Raw genomic sequence first — 20,026 nt, forward strand, 5'->3', positions numbered from 1 at the left:
TCCTTACTTCCCATTCCGATCCTGACCCAGCTTCACCGTCATTCCCGTCAGAGCTATCGTTATGCCTTGATCCAGCTTGTAATGCTGACGCACATCAACATCATGGGACATATGTGTAAAATATGTCTGTTCTGGCCGCAGCTCTCGCAAAAGCTCCTGTGCCTCCTGCATATCATAGACCGAACGCGTCGAAAATTCCGCCAGCTCGTGAACAAAACTTGTACCCAGCACCAGCAGGTCCAGTCCATGCAGCAGCGCCTTCTCATCTGGTTTCAAATCTATAGCATCCGAACAGTACGCCCACGCATACCCCTCGCGTTCAAGTCGGTAAGCATAGGAGTACCCATTGTGCCCGTGGCATACCTTCCAGGACCGAATGTTCCATCCACCCAGTTCAATTCCGTTATCCGTCTCCAGAAAATCCATATGACGAGCAAGCCACGGAAACTGCGCCTGAATGATGACAATTACCTCACGGGGAGCATACAGCTTCCCCTTCACACCCAGCCAACGGCAAGCATCCGCCCATTCCGGCAAACCGCCAATGTGATCAAAATGCGCATGCGTAATCAGCAGCGTATGCACCATACGTATCCCTTGATCCTCCATCTGGGAACGCCAGTCGGGTCCGCAGTCAATCATAATCATCCCGTCTTCATCTGCACCCCCAACCTGATCGCCTCCGTGGATCAGAACAGATGAACGCTTGCGTCGATTCTCACCTGTCTGCCGTGCCTCCGTACATACCTCGCAATCACAATACACCCGTGGAACACCCATGGCATCGCCAGTGCCCAGAAAGGTGAGCTGATTCATCCCGCATTCCCCTCTCGATCCCTGAAGCCTAATCAGCTCAGATGTTATCTTTTTTTGTTCAGTAATCCATCACACTTGATCTCAAACTTTCTATGTAAATTGTAATCTCCTATCTCTGCTTTTGCAAAAAAAAAGACTCTCCCGCTGCAGCTCATCACCGCTTGCCGGGAAAGTCTGTCGTCTGACCTGAGCAATCCGTGGTCAAACGTCATGAAGAAGGCGTTCGCTTACACCAGCGCACGCAGTTTCAAGGTCAGCTCAAGGCCCGCAGGAATCTCCTTGGCATCGGTAATGACCCAGTTCCACGCCAGACGCTGCTTCAGCACCTCTGCCTGGGCAGCCGTCAACTGCAAACCGGTGATGATGCCATCACCCACTGTGAAATCCTGATCTGCTTTCAGACGAAATGCCTTTTCCAGCCAGATGCCAAGTCCGCCGCGAGTATTAAACGTAATACGATACCCGTTCAGAACTGCCTCCTCCAGCTTCTCCCCATGCTCGTCCGCATAGTTAAAAAATTCATCATATCGATAATGCTCCTCGGACACAGCGTCAAATGCCGACACGTCCTTGGCCTGAATTGCCTTCAAAATATCTGCTTCCGGCATGCCCTTGCCCCGGGCCTGCTCCAGTCGAATCGCGGTACTTTGGGATAATTTGATCTCTGAACTCATTCCTGTCACGCCTTTCTGCAATTATCAATTATGCCATCATGTGCACTAGTATACTCCCTATTATAACCTTTCCCAGTAAAAAACCTCCATCCCGACATAGCGCGAGATGAAGGCTCACATTCCTATATTATCTGGAACTATTTGTTTACACAGTCCACTCCGTTATTGTGTAAACAAATAGTTCAACTTATATAGTTCATCGTTCAATGAACTACAGCCCTGCAAGCACCTGGTACCATACACCGCGTTTGGAATAAAGTGTGTTGCGCACCTCATCCCATCCGCCCAGATAGTTGATATCAAACAGCCCTGCTGGTGTCGGAAACGAAGCTTTGGTCTCCGCGAATACATCCGGGTCTACCGAGCGGAAGCCATGCTTGGCAAAAATCCGCTGTGCTTCCGGCGTGCGCAGATAAGCGATAAAAGCCTCTGCCAGCTCCCGATTACCGTGTTTGTCTGCGTATTTATCCACCACTACTGCGGGATTTTCGATCAGAATGGTATTTTTCGGCACAACGATATCATACTTGACTCCCTTGGCAATTCGGGCAAGCAGTTCATTTTCGTACGTCACAATGACATCGCCCACGCCATATTCAAATGCTGCCATGGAGGATCGGCCGCTCTTGTCCAGGGATTCGACGTTCTGATGCACTTCTTCCAGAAATGCCTTGGCTGCGGCAGGGTCCTTCTTGCCTTCCTGCTCTTCGGACAGCTTCAGCCCTGCACCGTAGATGGCGTTAATATCCCACTGTGCACCACCGGAAGTTTTAGGATTGGGGTACAGCACCTTCACACCCGGCTTGGTCAGGTCCTGAAAATCCTGAATGCCCTTGGGATTACCCGCTCTGGTACCCAGAACAACGATTGAACGGGTAATCATGCCTGCGTTCGGGGTCTGCTTCCAATCGGTAGTGACCAGCTTGGCCTTCACCAGTTTATCAATATCACTTTCCATCGCAAGCAGGGCAACATCTGCCTCAAACCCGCCAACAATGGCTCTGGCCTGTGTTCCTGAAGCTTCATATGACTCCTGAAAGTTAATGGTCTGTCCTGTTTTTGCCTTCCATTCCTCCTGAAACTTCGGCAACAGCTCTCCCACGGCATCCTTCGCTACGCTATATGCACCGATAACCAGCGTATGAGATGAATCACCGCTTGAAACCGTGGCTTGCTCTGGCTGCGCCTGTTCCTGCTTGCTGCATCCGGCAGTCACACAGACAAGCACAAGCATCAGAATAACGTATAGAGGGATGAACTTCTTCTTGTTTTGGCTCGTCTGCATGGCTGCTCCTTCTTTCATTTCTGTTTTCCCTTAAAATAACGGGCTCTAGATCATGACCGGCATCGGATCTTCCTTGAGACGATTCTCAACGACCCAGCTCTCCGATTCATTAAACAGATAAGCACGGTGCACAAGCACACGAATGGTCTGCCCGATTTCCAGCGTGGTTTTCTCCAGCGAGCGATACGTAATAAGCTTGTGACCCTGCACCTCAACTTCCACCATCCACTCACTGCCGCGGAAATGAAGATGCTTGACGGTGCCTTTTTCCGTTGCCGACAGCATGGTGAATTCGTTCTTCAACCCGATCTCGATGTACTCCGGTCGGATCAGCGCACGAGTGTTCCCGCCCTGTACTGCATGTTCGAAGCCTTTCAGCTGTGAAGCATCCTCCACCACCGTAGATTCGCCAATAAAGGTCGCTACAAAAGGGGTCTGTGGATTTTTATAAATATCCCAAGGTGTGCCTTTCTGCTCCAGCCTGCCCTGGCTAATAATCATAATCTCGTCTGCGACTTCAATCGCTTCGTCCTGGTCATGCGTAACAAAGATGGACGTAATTCCTACACGCTCAATCAGCTCGCGCAGCCACGAACGCAGCTCCTGACGAATCTTCGCATCAATGGCGGCAAACGGTTCATCCAGCAGCAGCAGCTGCGGCTCTGGCGCCAGCGCTCTGGCAAAGGCTACACGCTGACGCTGTCCACCCGACAATTGATGTGGGTAACGCTGTTCGAACCCTTTCAGCCCGGTCAGTTCGACGAGTTCCATCACGCGATCACGAATCTGGGCTTTGGGTGTTTTTTTCACCTTGAGACCAAACGCAATATTATCAAATACGCTCATATGTTTGAACAGCGCATAGTTCTGAAATACAAATCCGATGCCCCGCTCCTGCGGCGGCAGATGATTGACCACTTTTCCATGGAAACGAATCTCTCCCGAGCCCGGACTTTCAAGCCCTGCGAGCATCCGCAGAATCGACGTCTTCCCGCCGCCGCTGGGGCCAAGCAGACCGATCAGATGGCCTTTGGCAATATCAAACGAGACATCCTTTACCGCATGAAAATCACCGAAATGTTTGTTCAGATCACGAACTTCCACATGCATCTCAATGCACTTCCTTTCGCTTCTTGGCCCATTCCATCAGGAGCAACAGCCCTACGGAGAAGGTTACCAGCACCAATGCCACACCATTTGCGGCCGACACATTGAAATTCTCTACATCCTGATACACCAGCGTTGTTGCTGTCTGTGTTTTGTTCATAATATTGCCGGATACCACCAACACAGCTCCGAATTCTCCAAGTGAGCGCGCTACCGTCAAAACCAGACCATAGACCACAGCCCAGCGAATGGAAGGCCAGGTCACACTCCAGAACGTTCTCCAGCCATAGGCTCCAAGTGTGGACGCCGCCTCCTCCTGCTGTGAACCCAGCTCCTGCAAGACAGGCATCACCTCTCTTACCATCAGTGGAAACGTGACGAACAGCGTGGCAATCACCATGCCCGGGAAGGCATATACCACATTAAATCCGATGCCCTCAAAAAAACCGCCCATAATGCTGTTTGGTCCAAGCAGCAGCACAATCATCAAACCGCCGATGACAGGTGATACCGCATAGGGCAGGTCAACGATGCTGTTGAGCAGCCCCTTGACCCTGTCACTTAGCCAGCCCGCGCGAACCAGATAGATTGCCATCATGATGCCAAACAGCGTATTAAGCAGAGTCACCACCAGAACAACCAGTCCGGTCATCATCAGCGCGTGCAGTGCTTCTGGACGCATAATGCCTTTTACGAAACCGCCTGCCCCATCTTCAAATGCGCCAATCAAAATTCGTCCGAGCGGAATGATCAGCAGCAGGGTAAATACCGCAAACGTCAGTCCGATTAAAAGTTTTCTCATCGTCTTCTCCCCCGCATCTGTACCAGATTAATCAGCCAGAGGATCAGGAAGGAGAGCGTCAGCAGCAGAACGGATACTGCGGCTGCCCCTGTCGGGTTATCACTTTCAATCTCACCATAGATAAAAACGGAAGCGGTCAGTGTTCTGCCCGGAATGTTGCCTGCTACGAGCACAACGGCCCCGAACTCAGCCAGCGCCCTTGAAAAAGCCAGCATGCCGCCGCTAATCATGCCCGGAGCCATGGACGGCAGAATGACCTGCATAAATGTACGTGCCTTGGAAGCCCCCATCGTATATGAAGCCTCTTCCTCGGAAGGATCAATCTCTTCCAGCAGTGGCTGCACTGCGCGAATGACAAAAGGAAACGTGACAAAGGTCATCGCAATAACGATGGCAGGCTGATGAAATACGATCTCGAAGCCGAGCGACTCAGCCAGCTTGCCAACAGCGCTCACCGGCCCGAGCAGCAGCATTATCATTAGACCGCCTACAGCGGTTGGCAATGCAAATGGCAAATCGACGAGACTGTTAAGAAACGATCTGCCAACGAATCGATATCTTGTCAGCACCCAGGCAATCATGGTTCCCAGGATCACATTAATCAGAGCGGCGACTACGGCCAGACGGACCGTTAACAGCACCGCCTTCCATGCAATCGGGTCCATAATGCTCTCCGCAAAATTGTTCCATCCTTCAGAGAAGGAATTGGCGTACACCCCGATAATCGGAAGCACAATGAGCACGATAAAATATAACAATACGGTACTGCGAAATCCCCAAGTCCATCCCTTGTGACGAAGAACGGTGTTCATTTGCTGTGTTCCCTCCCAGCCTCCGGCTTTAGCTCCGGTCGGCAGTCTACCTGACTTCATACGACATTTGCCTAAGTTGGATAAGTTTACTTTATTATTATTCCCATTAGTCTACTTGGATTTTTGCTTATCTGATACTTTACCAGTTTGCAGTACTAATCGTCAATGCTTTTATTCGAACTATTTTGGTGGTTAAGTTACAAGCTCTCGCGTTAAAATTATGTAGAGTGAAACCTATTCTAAGGAGCGATGAATGATGTTATTTACGCAAAGCATAACTACTTCTACACGCGATGAAATGAAGGATATCACACGAGAAGTGAAACAGGTCATTGAGCGCAGCGGCGTGCAAAACGGAACCGTGCTGATCTACTGTCCCCACACCACGGCAGGCATTGCCATTAATGAAAATGCAGACCCCGATGTGAAACATGATGTCTTGTTACGTCTGGATGAAGTATATCCCTGGGAGCATCCACAGTACCTTCATGCTGAAGGCAACACGGCTTCTCATCTGAAGTCCATAACTACCGGGCCGTCACAGACTGTTATTATTCATGAGGGCAGACTTCTGCTGGGACGATGGCAAGGCATTTATTTCTGCGAGTTCGACGGACCTCGTCATCGGGAGTATTTCATTAAAATTATGGAAGGTTAGTCGAAACTCGAAAAATGAAAACATAAACAGGCGGTCCTCCCGATCATTGGGATCGGAACCGCCTGTGTTCGTCTTCTGCGGATTGTAGCTTTCGCAAGATAACGTTATAAAGAATTAATGTTATGACAAATCACCGCCCTGAAGTGTAGGGACGCAAGCAAAAGCGCCAGTTATTGCACGCCAGGCTGCTGGCCCAAGTTACGACACAACACTTTGACATGAGACAGTGCGGACGATTCAATCTCCGCAAATGTCAAACGGTCTTGAATATAATACGAAATGAATCCGTGCAGAGCGAGAAACAATGTACGTGGTACATGCTGTATATCCTCTTCGGAACAGCCTTCTTCCTTCATGTACTGCCGAATGATCGACGCAAACAGTTCAAAGCAGCGTCCCTGCTCGGTGCGACAGTAAGACAACAGTTCCTCGTCCCGAATCATGAACATGATCTCATATTGATATGGATTCTCCAGACCAAACCGAATAAATTCCATCAAAATGTGCTCAACCTTGCTCACGCCGCCTGCAACCGGCCTGACCATGGCTTGCAGCAGCAGATGCCCCAGATGGTTAAAATCCTCAACAACAATGGCATAAAACAGCTCTGCTTTTTCTTTAAAATGATAATACAGCGACCCATGACTATAGCCTAGATGCTGGCCGATGCTCCGCATCGAAATGGCGCGGTATCCTTTGGTAATAAAAAGATGCCTCGCCGCCTCCAGTATCCGCTCCCTCGACAACTCCTGTTCGACTGCTCTTCTAGCCATATATTTTATTCCCCTTCAATAAAATAAAGCCGCTGTCCCTCCGTGATCCGGGATTGCCCTTGCGTCAAATCCGTGATCCAGGCGATGAAAGCCTCGGTTTCACTATCCGGCGGAAGACAAGTCAACGTAACCTTATCGGTGAAAGCAGTTTCACCTGTACGCACTTCCCGGCTTCTTAATTCATTTTCCACTTTCCCTAGCCACGTATAATCCAGCTCAACAAACACTTCACGATGCAGCACCTTCGTAATGACTTCTCCTGCTTCAATTGCTGCTACAGCTCCGTCCGTATAAGCACGAATCAGACCTCCAGCGCCAAGCATGATTCCCCCGAAGTAACGTGTGACTACAATCGCTACATTTTTTAATTGCTGATTCTTGATCACTTCAAGAATAGGTTTGCCTGCTGTACCACTCGGCTCACCGTCATCAGACTGCTTCTGAATCTCATCCCGCTCGCCAAGCATGTAAGCAGAACAATTATGTGTCGCATTCCAATGTTTTTTCTTGATATCATCAATAAAAGCAATCGCTTCCTCCTCGGTGGTGACTGGCATAATATGACCGATAAACCGTGATTTTTTGATCACAATCTCCAGCTGCCCAGATCCCCGAACCGTTCGATAACGTTCCATCATTGCAATCCAACTTTCTGTAAAACTTCTGAACCTGACCTTCCATCCATCATTCATTTTACAAGAAAGCAGTTCCCCGCATCATGCGGATGAACTGCCCTGTTTAATCACATCCGGGAAGCGGTGTTCCGCAGAGCACCGTTCTCCGAATGGATGTTACAACCTTATTTAACTATATGAGCACAGCTGTGAATTATTCAGAAAGTCTCGCTTCAAGCGCTGCTTTCTCTTCTTCAAAGCCTGGTTTGCCCAGCAAAGCGAACATGTTTTTCTTGTATGCTTCCACGCCTGGTTGGTCAAATGGATTCACACCCAGCAGATATCCGCTGATGCCGCATGCTTTTTCAAAGAAGTATACCAGATATCCGAACGAATATGGAGTCATATCTGGAATGTTCACAATCAGATTTGGAACCTGACCATCTGTATGTGCGAGCAATGTTCCTTGGAATGCCTTTTTGTTTACGAAATCCATCGTTTTGCCTTCCAGGAAATTCAGACCATCCAGGTCATCCGCATCCGCTTCAATAGAAATATGCTCGGATACTTCAGCGACTTGGATAACTGTCTCGAAGATGTTACGGCTGCCTTCCTGAATGAATTGACCCATGGAGTGCAAATCTGTGGAGAAATCCACGGATGCAGGATAGATGCCTTTGTAATCCTTACCTTCACTTTCACCGAAGAGCTGTTTCCACCATTCGGATACGAAGTGCAGGGATGGCTCGTAGTTCACGAGAATCTCGGTGCCTTTGCCTTTGCGATACAACGCGTTACGAACCGCAGCATATTGATAGGCTTCGTTCTCGGCAACATTCGGATTGCTGTACTCTTTGGAAGCATCCGCAGCGCCTTGCATCATCTCTTCAATGTTAATGCCGGCTGTTGCGATTGGCAGCAAGCCTACAGCTGTCAGTACGGAGTAGCGTCCACCTACATCATCCGGAATGATGAAAGATTCATAACCTTCTTCATTCGCCAGCTTTTTGAGTGCGCCGCGCTCTTTGTCTGTTGTTGCATAGATACGTTTGCGAGCTTCTTCTTTCCCGTATTTTTTCTCCAGTGCTGCACGGAAAATACGGAATGCAATGGCCGGCTCCGTTGTTGTACCGGATTTGGAAATCACGTTTACGGAGAAGTCTTTGCCTTCTACCAGATCCAGCAAATGTGTTACATACGTAGAGCTGATGTTGTTGCCTGCAAAATAAATTTCTGGCGTTTTGCGTTTGTCTTTCGGCAAGTTGTTATAGAAAGAGTGTGTCAGCATTTCGATCGCTGCACGTGCTCCAAGGTATGATCCACCAATACCGATAACGATCAACACTTCGGAATCACTTTGGATTTTGGCAGCCGCTTTTTGAATACGGGCAAATTCTTCTTTATCGTACGCTGTTGGCAGGTCAATCCAGCCCAGGTAGTCGGAGCCTGTTCCTGTACCGTTATGAAGCTGCTCGTGAGCGAGACGGATCGGTTCAGCGAAATAATCCACTTCATGCTGATTCACAAATTGCAATGCTGTACTATAATCGAATGTCACTTTTTTTGCCATGATCTCAAAAACCTCCTGATATCGGTATACTATTTCCGTTTTCGACGCTAAACAACTTAGCCTAAGGATACTTCAAATCCACCGGGCTGACAAGCTTGCAGCACGAACTTGACTGTTAGCAGGCAAGAAGCAAAAAGGGCAAACCGAATCCGCAGGGATGCGGTTCTGGTTCCCCTTCTTGTGTTATTCCGCCGGGTACGAGCAGACGTAGTCGGTAACGCTGCGTATCTCCAGTTTGAATTTGGATTCGGCAGGCACATGAAATGTAGCTTGGCCTTGAATCTCTTGCCACTCTTCTTCGCCAGGAAGCAATACTTTCAGATCTCCGGACAGAATCTCCATAATTTCACGAGAGTCCGTTCCGAATTCATAACTGCCTGGAAGCATGATGCCCAGCGTCACTTTGCTGCCATCCCCCAAAATAACCGTTCTGCTGGTTACCTGACCATCATAATAAATGTTGGCCTTTTTCACTACACTGACTTGATCGAATTGTGACATGCGTACCCGCTCCCCTGAAGTTAATCAAAACAAAAGGCAACACAGATCAGGGCAGCCATGCCGCCCCTTGCTCTGTGGAAATAACAACTGTCATGGGCCAGAACAGCCGTAAGCCACTCCGCCCATGACAGCCTAGTATAGCAATGCGATTACAGCAGCGCTTTTACGCGGCTAACTACGTTATCTACAGTGAAGCCATATTCCTGGATTACACGGTCGCCAGGCGCGGAAGCACCAAATGTGCTGATCCCGAGAATGTCACCTTGATCTCCAACATATTTTTCCCAGCCCATTGGGTGAGCCATTTCGATTGCAAGACGAGCTTTAACATCCGGCAGAAGCACGGACTCTTTGTAAGCTTTGTCTTGTTTCTCAAACAGATCCCAGCTTGGCATGCTGATGACGCGAACTTGAATGCCTTGCTCAGCCAGTGCTGCTTGAGCTTTAACAGCCAGCTGTACTTCAGAACCTGTAGCGATGATTTGTGCAACCGGTTTGCCGTCTTTGGCATCGGACACCACATAAGCACCGCGTTTTACGTTCTCGCGTGCACCTTCTACGGTTCCTTCAAGGATCGGCAGGTTTTGACGAGTCAGTACCAACGCAACCGGATTTTTTTTGTTTTCCAGCGCATAAGCCCAAGCTGCGGAAGTTTCATTACCGTCTGCCGGACGAATAACCGTCAGGTTCGGGATGATACGCAGGGATGCCAATTGCTCAATTGGTTCGTGTGTAGGACCATCTTCACCAACAGCGATACTGTCGTGTGTCAGGACGTACGTTACAGGCAGGCTCATCAGAGCAGCAAGACGAACAGCCGGACGCAGGTAGTCCGTAAATACGAAGAACGTACCGCCGAATACTTTCACACCGCTGTGCAGAGCCATACCGTTCATTGCTCCAGCCATACCGAATTCACGGATACCGAAGTAGATATTGCGACCGGAATAATCTTCTGGAGTAAAGTTAGTCAGGTTATTCAGGTGAGTCATAGTGGAGCTTTCCAGGTCAGCAGAACCACCTGTCAGATGTGGCACATTGTGCGCCAGACCGTTCAGAGCATTACCGGATGCTACACGTGTAGACAAAGCTTTGTCTGTTGCTGCATATTTAGGCAGATCACGATCCCAGCCTTCCGGAAGATCGCCGTTGATCGCTGTTTCGAACTGAGCAGCCAGTTCTGGATATGCTTTTTTGTACTCTGCAAATTTCTCGTCCCAAGCTTTGTTTGCAGCGATACCTTTCTCTTTAACTTGAGCAAAGTGGTCGCGTACTTCAGCTGGTACGTGGAAGTTTTCTTCGTACACCCATTTGTAATATTCTTTAGTCAGTTTAGCTTCTTCTGCACCCAGTGGGGAACCGTGAGTACCGCCGTGGCCGCCTTTACCTTGTTTGTTCGGGCTTCCGTAACCGATAACGGTTTTCACTTCAATCAATGTAGGGCGTGCAGTGTCTGCTTGACCTTCTTTGATTGCTTTTTCAATTGCAGGCAGATCGTTACCATCTTCAACGCGAAGCACTTGCCAGCCATACGCATCAAAACGTTTGGCGATGCTTTCGGAAGAAGACAGATCCAGTTTACCATCAAGTGTAATGTCGTTGGAATCGAACAGCATGATCAGTTTGCCAAGGCCCAAACGTCCAGCCAGGGAAGCAGATTCATGAGATACGCCTTCCATCAGGTCGCCATCACCGCAGATTGCATATGTGTAGTGATCAACAACGTTGAAGTTGTCTTTGTTGTAAGTTGCGCCCAGTTGAGCTTCAGCCATAGCCATACCAACAGCCATTGCAATACCTTGGCCCAGTGGTCCGGTTGTCGCATCAACACCTGCTGTATGTCCGAATTCCGGGTGGCCCGGAGTTTTGCTTCCCCATTGACGGAATTGCTTCAATTCTTCCATCGGAAGATCGTAGCCGCTCAAGTGCAGCAAGCTGTACAGAAGCATGGAACCATGTCCTGCGGACAGCACAAAGCGGTCCCGGTTAATCCAAGTCGGGTGGTCCGGGTTATGAGTCATCGTTTTTGCAAAAAGCTGGTACCCCATTGGAGCGGAGCCCATCGGCATGCCCGGATGTCCGGAATTTGCCTTCTCAATTGCATCAATCGCCAAAGTACGTACGGTTGTAATCGACAGATTGTCGATTGTGGTGTTCTCGTCCTTTTGAATCGCTTCGTTCTTGTCAGTCATGGTTTGTCCTCCTCATGTCTTTAGATAAGTCGGGTGCGCAAGCGAATCCCTCTCATCATACAAGCAAACCGCATAAACAATAAGTGAATCCGCTTGAATGTTTCATTTTGACTTATTCACTTTTGTATTGTATCACTTGGCGTGAAGCTTTTCCATAACCTTCTTTTAGAAAGTTACGGAAAATTCGGCTGATGTCTGGCTGAACCTTGCTAATCCATCGCATGAAGTATAACCTTTAACTCGAAAACCATACACTTTTTAGAGGTTACAGCGAAATTTGCATGTTAAACTTGTACCGCTCGATTCAAAAGCAGATGACAGAACCAACTTCATTCCAAGGAGGATTTGCGATGCACGATGCCGCACAGCACCCGTCTCGTTCGTTAAAATCATCATTACCCTGGTTGTCCGGGATCATAACCGGATTAATTAGCGGTGTTTTTCTAGGGTTCTTTCTCAAGGCTGTTCAGGCATTAACAGGCGAAAAGGTATACACCCTGCTACTGAATATTGATTTTGTACCCGGTCTTCCCGCACATCTGCCGGAATGGTTTGAATTTTCTCTGCATCTTGGCGTGTCTGTTGTCATTGGCATTTTCTACATCTGGTGGATCAATCGTTCAGGACATCCGCTCAGTCGAGGGATATGTCTCGGTGCCGTCTCCTCCCTGCTCTATATTCCCCTGGCTCCCTTATCCACAAGAGTTCCTGACCTTAATGATGTAGGAGCCGTTCTTTATTGGAGTGCCGGACATATCGTGTTTGGTGTAGTGCTCGGTCTATGCGGAAAATATGTGCACGCCAAAAAGCGGCCCCTGGTTCAATAATGGAACAGGTGCCGCCTGGTCTAACGATATCTATTACGGTTACGGGTCTAACGATATGTCACAGGCTTACTGGAAAGTAATTCTCTCGCAAGGTTACGGATCAACCTTGCACAGCATTAAAGCGCAAGCTTAAAATACAACCGTTTTATTTTCATGAACCAGCACACGATCCTCAACATGCCACTTTACTGCACGCGCAAGCACAACACGCTCAATGGTACGTCCGATCCGTTTCAGCTCCGTTACATCATCCCCGTGACTTACACGCTGAACGTCCTGTTCGATAATCGGACCGCCGTCCAGCTCTTCCGTAACATAGTGCGCCGTTGCACCAATGATTTTGACGCCGCGATTATAAGCCTGGGCATACGGTTTACCTCCAACAAAAGCCGGCAGGAAGGAGTGATGAATATTGATAATGCGATTGCGGTAGTGCTCGATAAACATTGGAGAGATAATTTGCATATAACGTGCGAGAATAATCACATCCACATCGTTTCCGATCACTTCCAGCTGACGCTGCTCCGCTTCTTTTTTGGTATCTGCTGTAACCGGAATATGATGATACGGGATGCCGAATGATTCCACGTAGTCCTTCATATCCAGGTGATTGCTGACAACAAGCGCAATATCGGCATCGAGATCGCCAGCTTGCCACTGCCACAGCAGCTCTACAAGACAGTGATCCTCTTTGGATACAAAAATAGCCAGTCTCTTTTTGCGGCTCACCGCGGAAAGTGTCCATTCCATCTGGAAACGCCCTGCAACTTCTGCGAAATCCGTTTTCAGCTTCTCCAGATTATTCTCCAGCTGCGGAAGATAGAACTCGATCCGCATAAAGAACATTCCGCCAGACGGGTCCATCGTATACTGGTCAGACTGTACAATGTTGGCTCCATGCTGATGCAGGAAGTGGGATACTGCCGCTACAATTCCTGGACCATCCGGACAGGAAATAAGCATACGCGCACGATTGGCGCGGTTTTGATTATCTGGTCGTGCTTGTTTTGCATGAATCTCCATCGGGTTAATCTTCCTCCTTTAATTAAGGCAAGACTTGCAGGATTAACCTGCAAGCCAAGCAATCAAGCGATGATTCACTTGTTCTTCATTCAAATGCGGGAACAATGCCGCTTCGGTTACCATGTCATACAAACGTTCCAGCGGTTCACGCGGGTCGGCTTTTTTGGCTTTGGCATCATTTTTGAGCAGCGTCCACACATCAAGCACATAGGAACGAGATTGCACGTCCTTGCCTTTGAAGAAGTGCTGAAGCTGTTCAACGTCGGTAAGGAATTCCTGACCGAAGCGGCCCTCTACGTCTCCTCGCAGCAAAGCAATTTCAATCTCATACATCGGACGCTGTGTCTTGGCATCTTTACCAATCCAAGGTGTCTCCAGAATGAATGGACGATTGCTTAATTTTTCATGGTTCACAATGCGATTGATCGCTTCGAAACCGATCCAGCCAGATCCGATAGGGGTATGACGGTCCTTGCGTGCACCCGCAGTATTTTTACTGTCGTTGATGTGCATTACGGCAATGCGGTCTAGTCCAACCGTACGATCGAACTCATCCAGCACACCATCCAGATCATTAACGATGTCATAACCCGCATCATGAATGTGGCATGTATCCATACACACCGTCAGACGTTCGTTATGTGTTACCTTCTCAATGATTTGCGCAATTTCCTCAAAGCTGCGGCCCATCTCGGTCCCTTTACCAGCCATCGTCTCCAGAGCAATGTTCACATCCGTCTCCTGAATGCCATCCAGCACTTCATTCAAGCCCTGCGCAATACGCTCAATACCATAATGAGCATCCTTGTCCGTAAACGCACCGGGATGCAGTACAATATTTTTCACACCGATGGCATGGGTACGGCGAATCTCCTCCTGAAGGAAATCCACGGCGAGTCTGTACGTGCTGTCCTTATAAGAGCCCAGATTGATGATATAGGGAGCGTGGACAACAATTTCCTCGAACCCGCCTGCCTGCATCGCCTGCTTGCCTTCCTCAATAAACATGGATTCAATAGGCTTGCGGCGAGTATTCTGCGGTGCACCCGTATATATCATAAACGAACTGGAACCGTACGAGGACGCTTCCTTCGTTGCACTCAATAATCCCTTGTCCGAAAAGGACACGTGGGAGCCGATTTTCAGCATCATTGATCCCCCTTTTTCTGAATTATCCCTTATCATAACGCGATTATCGAAATAAATCTAGAAATGCGCTATAATTCAGGTGAGAGGCTATTTTTGACAGCTGATTATACCCTGCCGGGCAGCGTTTTTCGTTATCCCGTAAAAATCAATAAACCGAGGTGACTCCGCAATGATTGTTAATGCATACACCCATATTCTGACGAGCAATGCACCCAGCAACTGGTTTATGAATACGATTGCATTCTGGACAGTTTTGCTGCTGGGCAGCATGTGTATAGGTGGATTTTTCATGATGCGCAAATTCCTCAAAGTGCTGCCAAAGGCAGACGGAAAGTCCAAGCTGGATTGGCAGAACTACTGGGTGGAGACAAGCCGTCATTTATGGACGGATGAGGCCAAAGCATTTCTCGATCAACTCGTTGAGCCTGTACCCGGCCCATTCCGTGATATTGCTAAACATTCCATCGCAGCCGAGATTGGAAAAATTGCAGTGGAGGATAATGCCACCGAAGTGTCCAGAGATCATTGCATCAAAGGGTATATCATTGCAACACCCAAACGGGACAATAAGTTTCTGGTGAAGTTTTTGGAAAAAAATAAAATCGACTATACTCCATATCGCCACCTGATGAAATGATAAACCATCGTGAAGATGATATAATAATCAAACCAATGGCGGAGGAAGCAATAAATAAATAGCAGTTAGACGAAAGGCCAAATTGGTTAAATTAAATACAGATCAGCTCCGTTCGGGTAAGTCTTGTTACACACTTAACTTACCCTGCGGAGCTTTTTGACCTATTAGAGAGGATGTTCTATTTATGAAAATTGCCATTTGTGGGGGAACCGGTTTTGTCGGAGGCGCTCTTGTTGATTATTGGCTTCAAGCGGGACACCATGTGAAAGTAATCACTCGCAAGCTGCCTGATCTGCATAATCCGAGTAAAAATCTCTCATATATATCGTGGGAGCAGCTCGAAGAAACACCGCACGAGCTTGAAGGTTTCGATGCTCTCGTGAACCTTGCGGGTGAAACGCTGAACCAGCGCTGGACCACCAAGGCCAAGCTTGAGATTGTGGAATCACGGGTGACAACCGTTGCACGGGTTGCCCGGCTTGTCGAAGCGCTGAAGCAAAAGCCTGAAGTCGTGGTTCAGGCATCAGCTATGGCAATCTATGGAACCTCTCCAGATGAAACCTTTGATGAGAGCAGTCCTCAAAAATCGATGAACTTCCCTTCCCGGGTGTCGGAACAGTGGGAAATCGCTGCTGATGCGATCCAGGGTGTGAGATTGGTCAAAATCCGGGTCAGTCTCGTTTTAGGGCATAAAAAAGGCGCATTTCCGTTGATGAAACTTCCGTATATGCTGGGGTTCGGCGGCAAAATCGGCAGTGGCAAGCAGTGGACCAGCTGGATTCATATTATGGACATCGTTCGGTTAATTGACTTTACCATTCACAACAAAGAAATCTCAGGTCCAGTGAATGCATCTTCACCTCATCCGGTGACAAATGATGAATTTGGACGTACAGTAGGCAAAGTCTATCACCGCCCTCACTGGTTCCCTGTTCCTGGGTTTTTGATTAAAACACTGGTTGGTGAATTGTCTGTTGTCCTGCTTGAAGGACAGCGGGTCATTCCGCAGAAATCGCTGGATCACGGGTTCCAATTCACCTTCCCCACATTGACTGAAGCTCTCGAGGATCTGAAGCATCGCGGCTTGTCTGACTAACATGGCTGGACCAAGCTAACGCCATCTCACCTTACATCCGCTCTAGTCTGAATTTCCATTGAGTAAACGGAACAGATACATTCATCCTGCCACTCGGTATACATAAACCGATTCAGCAAGAATGAATGTGTCTCCGTCCGCCAGTGGATATTCCTTGTATGGAGCCAGCAGGTTCCCTTGAAGCATCGTTCCATTGACCGAACCCAGGTCCTTGATTACGTATCCACCCGATTGGTTTCGGCTCAATTCCACATGTGCACGTGAGACCCCATTAGAGTTATCTACACATTGAACCATATCCAAAGCTCTTCCAATTATAAAAGAAGCCCCCTTCACATCTACACGCTCGCTTCTTGCACCTTCTTTCGAAATCCGTTCCAGATAATATACGGATACATCCGCGTTATTCCTTTCAGCACCTGAGGCGGTCAACTGCTGCAGATTCACGGTTGCATCCGCTGCTGCAGTCGTGCGATTCCATTCTGAAGTTTCACTGACACCTGCATTTTCAATTGCATTTATACCTGCTCTTGTACCCGCAGCTGTTCCTGCTTTATATTCCTGAACAGATAAAGTGTCACTCTTGTTTCCAGCAGGTATGTCGGCAGGCATCGCGGTTTCGACCCCGGCAGGCACATTGCGTAGGCGAGAAGATGTAGAGGCTTCAGCTTCAGAACTGGCAGATGACAAGTCTCGATGCAGCTTTGCGGCTTCACCAGACTTCTCGGGTGCATTCCAGCGCCAGCTCTCCTGATACATGCCCTCTTCATGTCTCGATTGCTGATTTTTTCGTCTGCCCAGGCCGGGAACAAGAAACGACTTATGAATGCCTGATTCACTGTGAGAGCCTGCCTTTCGCTTCCACATCCAGCATGCAGCTGCAGCAAGCCCGACACTTAGAGAACTCGAGAGAATCATTTCGTTCTGCCCTGGCTGCTCCATGTAGATGAATCTCCAGACTAATGCTATTGAGACCATACAGCCGAGCCAGATGTACGTCGTTCTTGAAGAGCCAGATGTTGACCCACTCTGTTTTTCTTTCGTATTCTCCTCCCAATCCACAGCAAACGAGGTTTGCTGTATTTGTGAAGCATTTTGTTTCTCATTCATAGCATTAGAGTCTGAGATTGAGTTGTTCGAAACAGGCGGCTCAGCTGCTCTTCTATGTAAAAAAGACTTTGAACGCAGATTTGGATTTGCATCCTCCGTAATCTCTGCATTCTCCCTCATCCATGGCTGACGCCGAGCCTGTAATTCCAAGACATCTGATTTATTCACCCCGTAGCTGAACTCATTTTTTGAATCCATCAGAGCTGCAGCCCCGATTCCTGAATCTGCTGCACTTCCTGTGCACAATTCCAGCAGCAGCTCACGTAACTGCCGAACATCCCAACGTCCGTCAGCACAAAGCTGTAAAACACGTTGTATCCCTTCTCCCTGCAGCTCCTGGACATACGCCATAAGTCTTATGACCAGTTCACGGAATAACATCGGTGTATGATCCTTTTGCCGGGCATCCATCATAGGCACATAGATCAAACCTAGTTCCCCTTGCTCCATGGACCCTTGAATAAAGATATACTCTTCATGAAGCCACAAATTTTGCGGCTCAAGCATATACTGTCTGCATTCTTCAAGTGCATCAGCCAACTGAAATAAAAGATTGTACAGTACGGGTAGAGCAATCTGACCAGACCTCAACATCTGGGATAACATCTTATAACCTGAGATGTCATAATGAAGCGTCACATTTTGATCGATCTCCCGTGTGTGCACAGGCAGTATACGCGGGATTCGGTTCGAGGATAACATCCCGAGCTGTACCCTGCTAAGCTCCTGCATGCGAAGTCCGTTTTCTTTTTCCAAAGTCATAAATGCCCCGCCGTTTCGTACAAAATCTCTCGTTAATCCATACATGCCAATCCTCACTTTCTAATATTATTAGTTGATGTGTGAATGACTATATAGTTTTTCTGTGTCATGCACACACTCATTATGTTGTCATATAGATCCACGAGCTGATGAAACCGGGCAGAACCGCCAGCATAAATGGGAACTTTAGACTTTTCTCCTGACTTACCAGTGTGAGAGAGCCCAGCTTAAAGAAACCAAATAGATTAAAAATCACAGTACGGAAGCGCTGCGCACCGTCTCTACGAAACAGCAGAATAATGATTCCAATGACACCAGCATATAAAATGGAATAAATTACAACGTGCACACCAAAAGAAAACCCGGTCCACGCTCCGATTCCTCCAAACAGCTTTACATCCCCCGCACCGACCGCACCGATAACATACATCAGAAAAAGCATACCGAAACCGGCTGCAAATCCGGCTGCAGAAAACACCATACCTTCCCACCCGCCCCATGCCAGATGAGCAGTCGCACCAGCTAAGGTTACTGGCAAGGTCAGCCGATTCGGAATTTTCATCGAGCGAATATCCGATACAAACGCGGCCAGAAGATAAACACAGCAGCACGTATAAAACCACTCCACCTACATCACCTCTCCTTATTTTCTGGATGCCACAGTAAATGTCGTTTCCGTCTGCGAACCTTCCGCTGTCTCCACCACAAAACTCCACGTTCCTTCCGTCGTTCGAGTGCCGACAAACCAGGTCCACTCGATGATCCCGTTTTCGTCAGCAGCAGCCCAGCCTAAATGCTTCGCAGAACTCTCACCTGACTTGTAAAATATCGTAAGATTGGCTGAAGCTCCCGGCTCAACCTGAACTTTGATCGTTGCATGATTGCCTATATATGCCGGTTCCGGCTTCGACAGAATAGCTGCCGCACCCGTACTGCTGTCATTCCCTTCACCATTGGCTGCCGCCTCCTCTGTGTCACCAATCCATATTCGTTCAGCTGCGGCAGCTTGAATTCGTAGGGGTTTACTCAAAAAGGGAACTTTCACAGGCAGCTCATAACTCAGCTCAAGTCTGAAGTATGGATTCGTTTTACTCTTCAGATTGGGAACAGATATTCCATTAACATGAATCCGCTCCAGATCCAGCAGACTCGTTTCAACAAACGGCTGAAGCAGTGGTTTGATAACAGGATCGAGCACCGCCTCGAATGCTGCTGTTTTGATCCTTTGCAGCGGTTCTTCACCGTTTTTGGCCGCTGCCCGAACCCAGTCACTTATCGGTGCAGGTAATGAAGATGCGTAATCATCGGCCCATTCCGTCAGTGCGAGCTCCGGCCACTTCCACTCCCCCTTAACACCCTCTCCGCCTGCAGAATCCGACGGACTATAAACGAGTGATACAGGGTACACCTTTGTTGACAGCTGCTTCACTGCTTCCCCCGCGGTGCTTTGCAGAGCAGTAGAGATCAATGTCATCTGAACAATGAAGATCAGAAATAAAATAAAAAACAGAAATACAGGCAGTACCAGCGAAGCTTCCAGTACCATACTGCCCTGCTCTTTCTTGGCTTCAGGCATCTGTATCCATCGCCCCTCCGTCAAAACTTCTCCACCTGTTCA

Annotated in this window: 20 protein-coding genes; 4 read left to right on the forward strand and 16 right to left on the reverse strand. The window is 48.4% G+C overall.

Annotation, left to right across the window (positions count from 1 at the left end; translation table 11 throughout):
* Positions 1–3: 3 nt before the first annotated feature.
* The 6 genes from IEW26_RS12645 to cysT form a co-directional block, all read right to left on the reverse strand.
* The gene (locus IEW26_RS12645; protein WP_188592679.1) at positions 4–816 is read right to left on the reverse strand and encodes an MBL fold metallo-hydrolase; all 813 of its coding nucleotides are present in this window, start codon (positions 814–816) and stop codon (positions 4–6) included.
* Between the two features lie 227 nt (positions 817–1,043).
* Complete coding sequence (locus tag IEW26_RS12650) at positions 1,044–1,490, reverse strand: hypothetical protein (protein WP_188592680.1); 447 nt, start codon at positions 1,488–1,490, stop codon at positions 1,044–1,046.
* A gap of 211 nt (positions 1,491–1,701) precedes the next feature.
* Positions 1,702–2,775 (reverse strand): sulfate ABC transporter substrate-binding protein, encoded by a 1,074-nt coding sequence (locus tag IEW26_RS12655; protein WP_145403375.1) that lies wholly within the window; start codon positions 2,773–2,775, stop codon positions 1,702–1,704.
* A 45-nt stretch (positions 2,776–2,820) separates the two neighbouring features.
* Positions 2,821–3,885 (reverse strand): sulfate/molybdate ABC transporter ATP-binding protein, encoded by a 1,065-nt coding sequence (locus IEW26_RS12660; RefSeq protein ID WP_111270509.1) that lies wholly within the window; start codon positions 3,883–3,885, stop codon positions 2,821–2,823.
* A 1-nt stretch (position 3,886) separates the two neighbouring features.
* Complete coding sequence (locus IEW26_RS12665) at positions 3,887–4,684, reverse strand: sulfate ABC transporter permease subunit (RefSeq protein WP_111270508.1); 798 nt, start codon at positions 4,682–4,684, stop codon at positions 3,887–3,889.
* Complete coding sequence (cysT, locus tag IEW26_RS12670; RefSeq protein WP_188592681.1) at positions 4,681–5,496, reverse strand: sulfate ABC transporter permease subunit CysT; 816 nt, start codon at positions 5,494–5,496, stop codon at positions 4,681–4,683. Before cysT ends, IEW26_RS12665 begins: the two co-directional genes overlap by 4 nt.
* A 256-nt stretch (positions 5,497–5,752) precedes the next feature.
* Between cysT and IEW26_RS12675 the strand changes: the two genes are divergently transcribed.
* A complete protein-coding gene (locus IEW26_RS12675) occupies positions 5,753–6,154 on the forward strand; it encodes a secondary thiamine-phosphate synthase enzyme YjbQ (protein ID WP_184190299.1) in 402 nt (133 codons plus the stop codon).
* Positions 6,155–6,324: 170 nt separating this feature from the next.
* Here the strand turns inward: IEW26_RS12675 and IEW26_RS12680 are convergent, their stop codons facing one another.
* The 5 genes from IEW26_RS12680 to tkt form a co-directional block, all read right to left on the reverse strand.
* Complete coding sequence (locus IEW26_RS12680; RefSeq protein ID WP_110898661.1) at positions 6,325–6,927, reverse strand: TetR/AcrR family transcriptional regulator; 603 nt, start codon at positions 6,925–6,927, stop codon at positions 6,325–6,327.
* A gap of 5 nt (positions 6,928–6,932) precedes the next feature.
* Positions 6,933–7,565 carry a YigZ family protein gene (locus tag IEW26_RS12685; RefSeq protein WP_145403378.1) on the reverse strand — a complete coding sequence of 211 codons (633 nt, stop codon included), beginning with the start codon at positions 7,563–7,565 and terminating at the stop codon, positions 6,933–6,935.
* A gap of 190 nt (positions 7,566–7,755) precedes the next feature.
* Positions 7,756–9,111 (reverse strand): glucose-6-phosphate isomerase, encoded by a 1,356-nt coding sequence (locus IEW26_RS12690; RefSeq protein ID WP_090918059.1) that lies wholly within the window; start codon positions 9,109–9,111, stop codon positions 7,756–7,758.
* A 183-nt stretch (positions 9,112–9,294) separates the two neighbouring features.
* Positions 9,295–9,612: a pyrimidine/purine nucleoside phosphorylase gene (gene ppnP / locus IEW26_RS12695; protein WP_110898659.1), complete on the reverse strand. Its 318-nt coding sequence runs from the start codon at positions 9,610–9,612 to the stop codon at positions 9,295–9,297.
* A gap of 149 nt (positions 9,613–9,761) precedes the next feature.
* A complete protein-coding gene (tkt, locus tag IEW26_RS12700) occupies positions 9,762–11,804 on the reverse strand; it encodes a transketolase (protein ID WP_188592682.1) in 2,043 nt (680 codons plus the stop codon).
* Positions 11,805–12,154: 350 nt separating this feature from the next.
* On the opposite strand from tkt, the gene IEW26_RS12705 reads away from it, so the two are divergent.
* Positions 12,155–12,631, forward strand: coding sequence for a hypothetical protein (locus tag IEW26_RS12705; protein ID WP_188592683.1), 477 nt, complete (start codon positions 12,155–12,157; stop codon positions 12,629–12,631).
* A 129-nt stretch (positions 12,632–12,760) separates the two neighbouring features.
* On the opposite strand, the gene purU is transcribed toward IEW26_RS12705, so the two are convergent.
* Both purU and IEW26_RS12715 read right to left on the reverse strand, forming a co-directional pair.
* Complete coding sequence (purU, locus tag IEW26_RS12710; protein WP_188592684.1) at positions 12,761–13,654, reverse strand: formyltetrahydrofolate deformylase; 894 nt, start codon at positions 13,652–13,654, stop codon at positions 12,761–12,763.
* A 42-nt stretch (positions 13,655–13,696) separates the two neighbouring features.
* Entirely contained in the window at positions 13,697–14,803 is a 1,107-nt protein-coding gene (locus IEW26_RS12715) for a deoxyribonuclease IV (RefSeq protein WP_188592685.1), read from the reverse strand.
* 169 nt (positions 14,804–14,972) lie between these two features.
* Here IEW26_RS12715 and IEW26_RS12720 point away from each other — a divergent pair, with 169 nt between their 5' ends.
* Together IEW26_RS12720 and IEW26_RS12725 are read left to right on the forward strand one after the other, a co-directional pair.
* Positions 14,973–15,440, forward strand: coding sequence for a DUF2621 domain-containing protein (locus IEW26_RS12720; RefSeq protein WP_188592686.1), 468 nt, complete (start codon positions 14,973–14,975; stop codon positions 15,438–15,440).
* A 184-nt stretch (positions 15,441–15,624) separates the two neighbouring features.
* The gene (locus tag IEW26_RS12725) at positions 15,625–16,536 is read left to right on the forward strand and encodes a TIGR01777 family oxidoreductase (protein ID WP_145403382.1); all 912 of its coding nucleotides are present in this window, start codon (positions 15,625–15,627) and stop codon (positions 16,534–16,536) included.
* Positions 16,537–16,617: 81 nt separating this feature from the next.
* Here the strand turns inward: IEW26_RS12725 and IEW26_RS12730 are convergent, their stop codons facing one another.
* The 3 genes from IEW26_RS12730 to IEW26_RS12740 form a co-directional block, all read right to left on the reverse strand.
* A complete protein-coding gene (locus IEW26_RS12730; protein ID WP_188592687.1) occupies positions 16,618–18,453 on the reverse strand; it encodes a DUF6382 domain-containing protein in 1,836 nt (611 codons plus the stop codon).
* A gap of 76 nt (positions 18,454–18,529) precedes the next feature.
* Positions 18,530–19,036 (reverse strand): A24 family peptidase, encoded by a 507-nt coding sequence (locus tag IEW26_RS12735; protein WP_229729832.1) that lies wholly within the window; start codon positions 19,034–19,036, stop codon positions 18,530–18,532.
* A 15-nt stretch (positions 19,037–19,051) separates the two neighbouring features.
* Positions 19,052–20,008, reverse strand: coding sequence for a pilus assembly protein (locus IEW26_RS12740; protein WP_229729833.1), 957 nt, complete (start codon positions 20,006–20,008; stop codon positions 19,052–19,054).
* Positions 20,009–20,026 lie beyond the last annotated feature (18 nt).

The sequence above is a fragment of the Paenibacillus silvae genome, assembly GCF_014639235.1.
GTDB lineage: Bacteria > Bacillota > Bacilli > Paenibacillales > Paenibacillaceae > Paenibacillus > Paenibacillus silvae.

Bases quoted from the DNA above. Each gene is read 5' to 3' on its own strand.
- IEW26_RS12725 (WP_145403382.1), top strand. From the start codon at position 15,625: ATGAAAATTGCCATTTGTGGGGGAACCGGTTTTGTCGGAGGCGCTCTT.
- purU (WP_188592684.1), bottom strand. From the start codon at position 13,654: ATGGAGATTCATGCAAAACAAGCACGACCAGATAATCAAAACCGCGCC.
- IEW26_RS12675 (WP_184190299.1), top strand. From the start codon at position 5,753: ATGTTATTTACGCAAAGCATAACTACTTCTACACGCGATGAAATGAAG.
- IEW26_RS12655 (WP_145403375.1), bottom strand. From the start codon at position 2,775: ATGCAGACGAGCCAAAACAAGAAGAAGTTCATCCCTCTATACGTTATT.
- IEW26_RS12705 (WP_188592683.1), top strand. From the start codon at position 12,155: ATGCACGATGCCGCACAGCACCCGTCTCGTTCGTTAAAATCATCATTA.
- IEW26_RS12650 (WP_188592680.1), bottom strand. From the start codon at position 1,490: ATGAGTTCAGAGATCAAATTATCCCAAAGTACCGCGATTCGACTGGAG.
- IEW26_RS12685 (WP_145403378.1), bottom strand. From the start codon at position 7,565: ATGATGGAACGTTATCGAACGGTTCGGGGATCTGGGCAGCTGGAGATT.
- IEW26_RS12720 (WP_188592686.1), top strand. From the start codon at position 14,973: ATGATTGTTAATGCATACACCCATATTCTGACGAGCAATGCACCCAGC.
- IEW26_RS12715 (WP_188592685.1), bottom strand. From the start codon at position 14,803: ATGCTGAAAATCGGCTCCCACGTGTCCTTTTCGGACAAGGGATTATTG.
- tkt (WP_188592682.1), bottom strand. From the start codon at position 11,804: ATGACTGACAAGAACGAAGCGATTCAAAAGGACGAGAACACCACAATC.
- cysT (WP_188592681.1), bottom strand. From the start codon at position 5,496: ATGAACACCGTTCTTCGTCACAAGGGATGGACTTGGGGATTTCGCAGT.
- IEW26_RS12690 (WP_090918059.1), bottom strand. From the start codon at position 9,111: ATGGCAAAAAAAGTGACATTCGATTATAGTACAGCATTGCAATTTGTG.
- IEW26_RS12665 (WP_111270508.1), bottom strand. From the start codon at position 4,684: ATGAGAAAACTTTTAATCGGACTGACGTTTGCGGTATTTACCCTGCTG.
- IEW26_RS12730 (WP_188592687.1), bottom strand. From the start codon at position 18,453: ATGTATGGATTAACGAGAGATTTTGTACGAAACGGCGGGGCATTTATG.
- IEW26_RS12680 (WP_110898661.1), bottom strand. From the start codon at position 6,927: ATGGCTAGAAGAGCAGTCGAACAGGAGTTGTCGAGGGAGCGGATACTG.
- ppnP (WP_110898659.1), bottom strand. From the start codon at position 9,612: ATGTCACAATTCGATCAAGTCAGTGTAGTGAAAAAGGCCAACATTTAT.
- IEW26_RS12660 (WP_111270509.1), bottom strand. From the start codon at position 3,885: ATGCATGTGGAAGTTCGTGATCTGAACAAACATTTCGGTGATTTTCAT.
- IEW26_RS12645 (WP_188592679.1), bottom strand. From the start codon at position 816: ATGAATCAGCTCACCTTTCTGGGCACTGGCGATGCCATGGGTGTTCCA.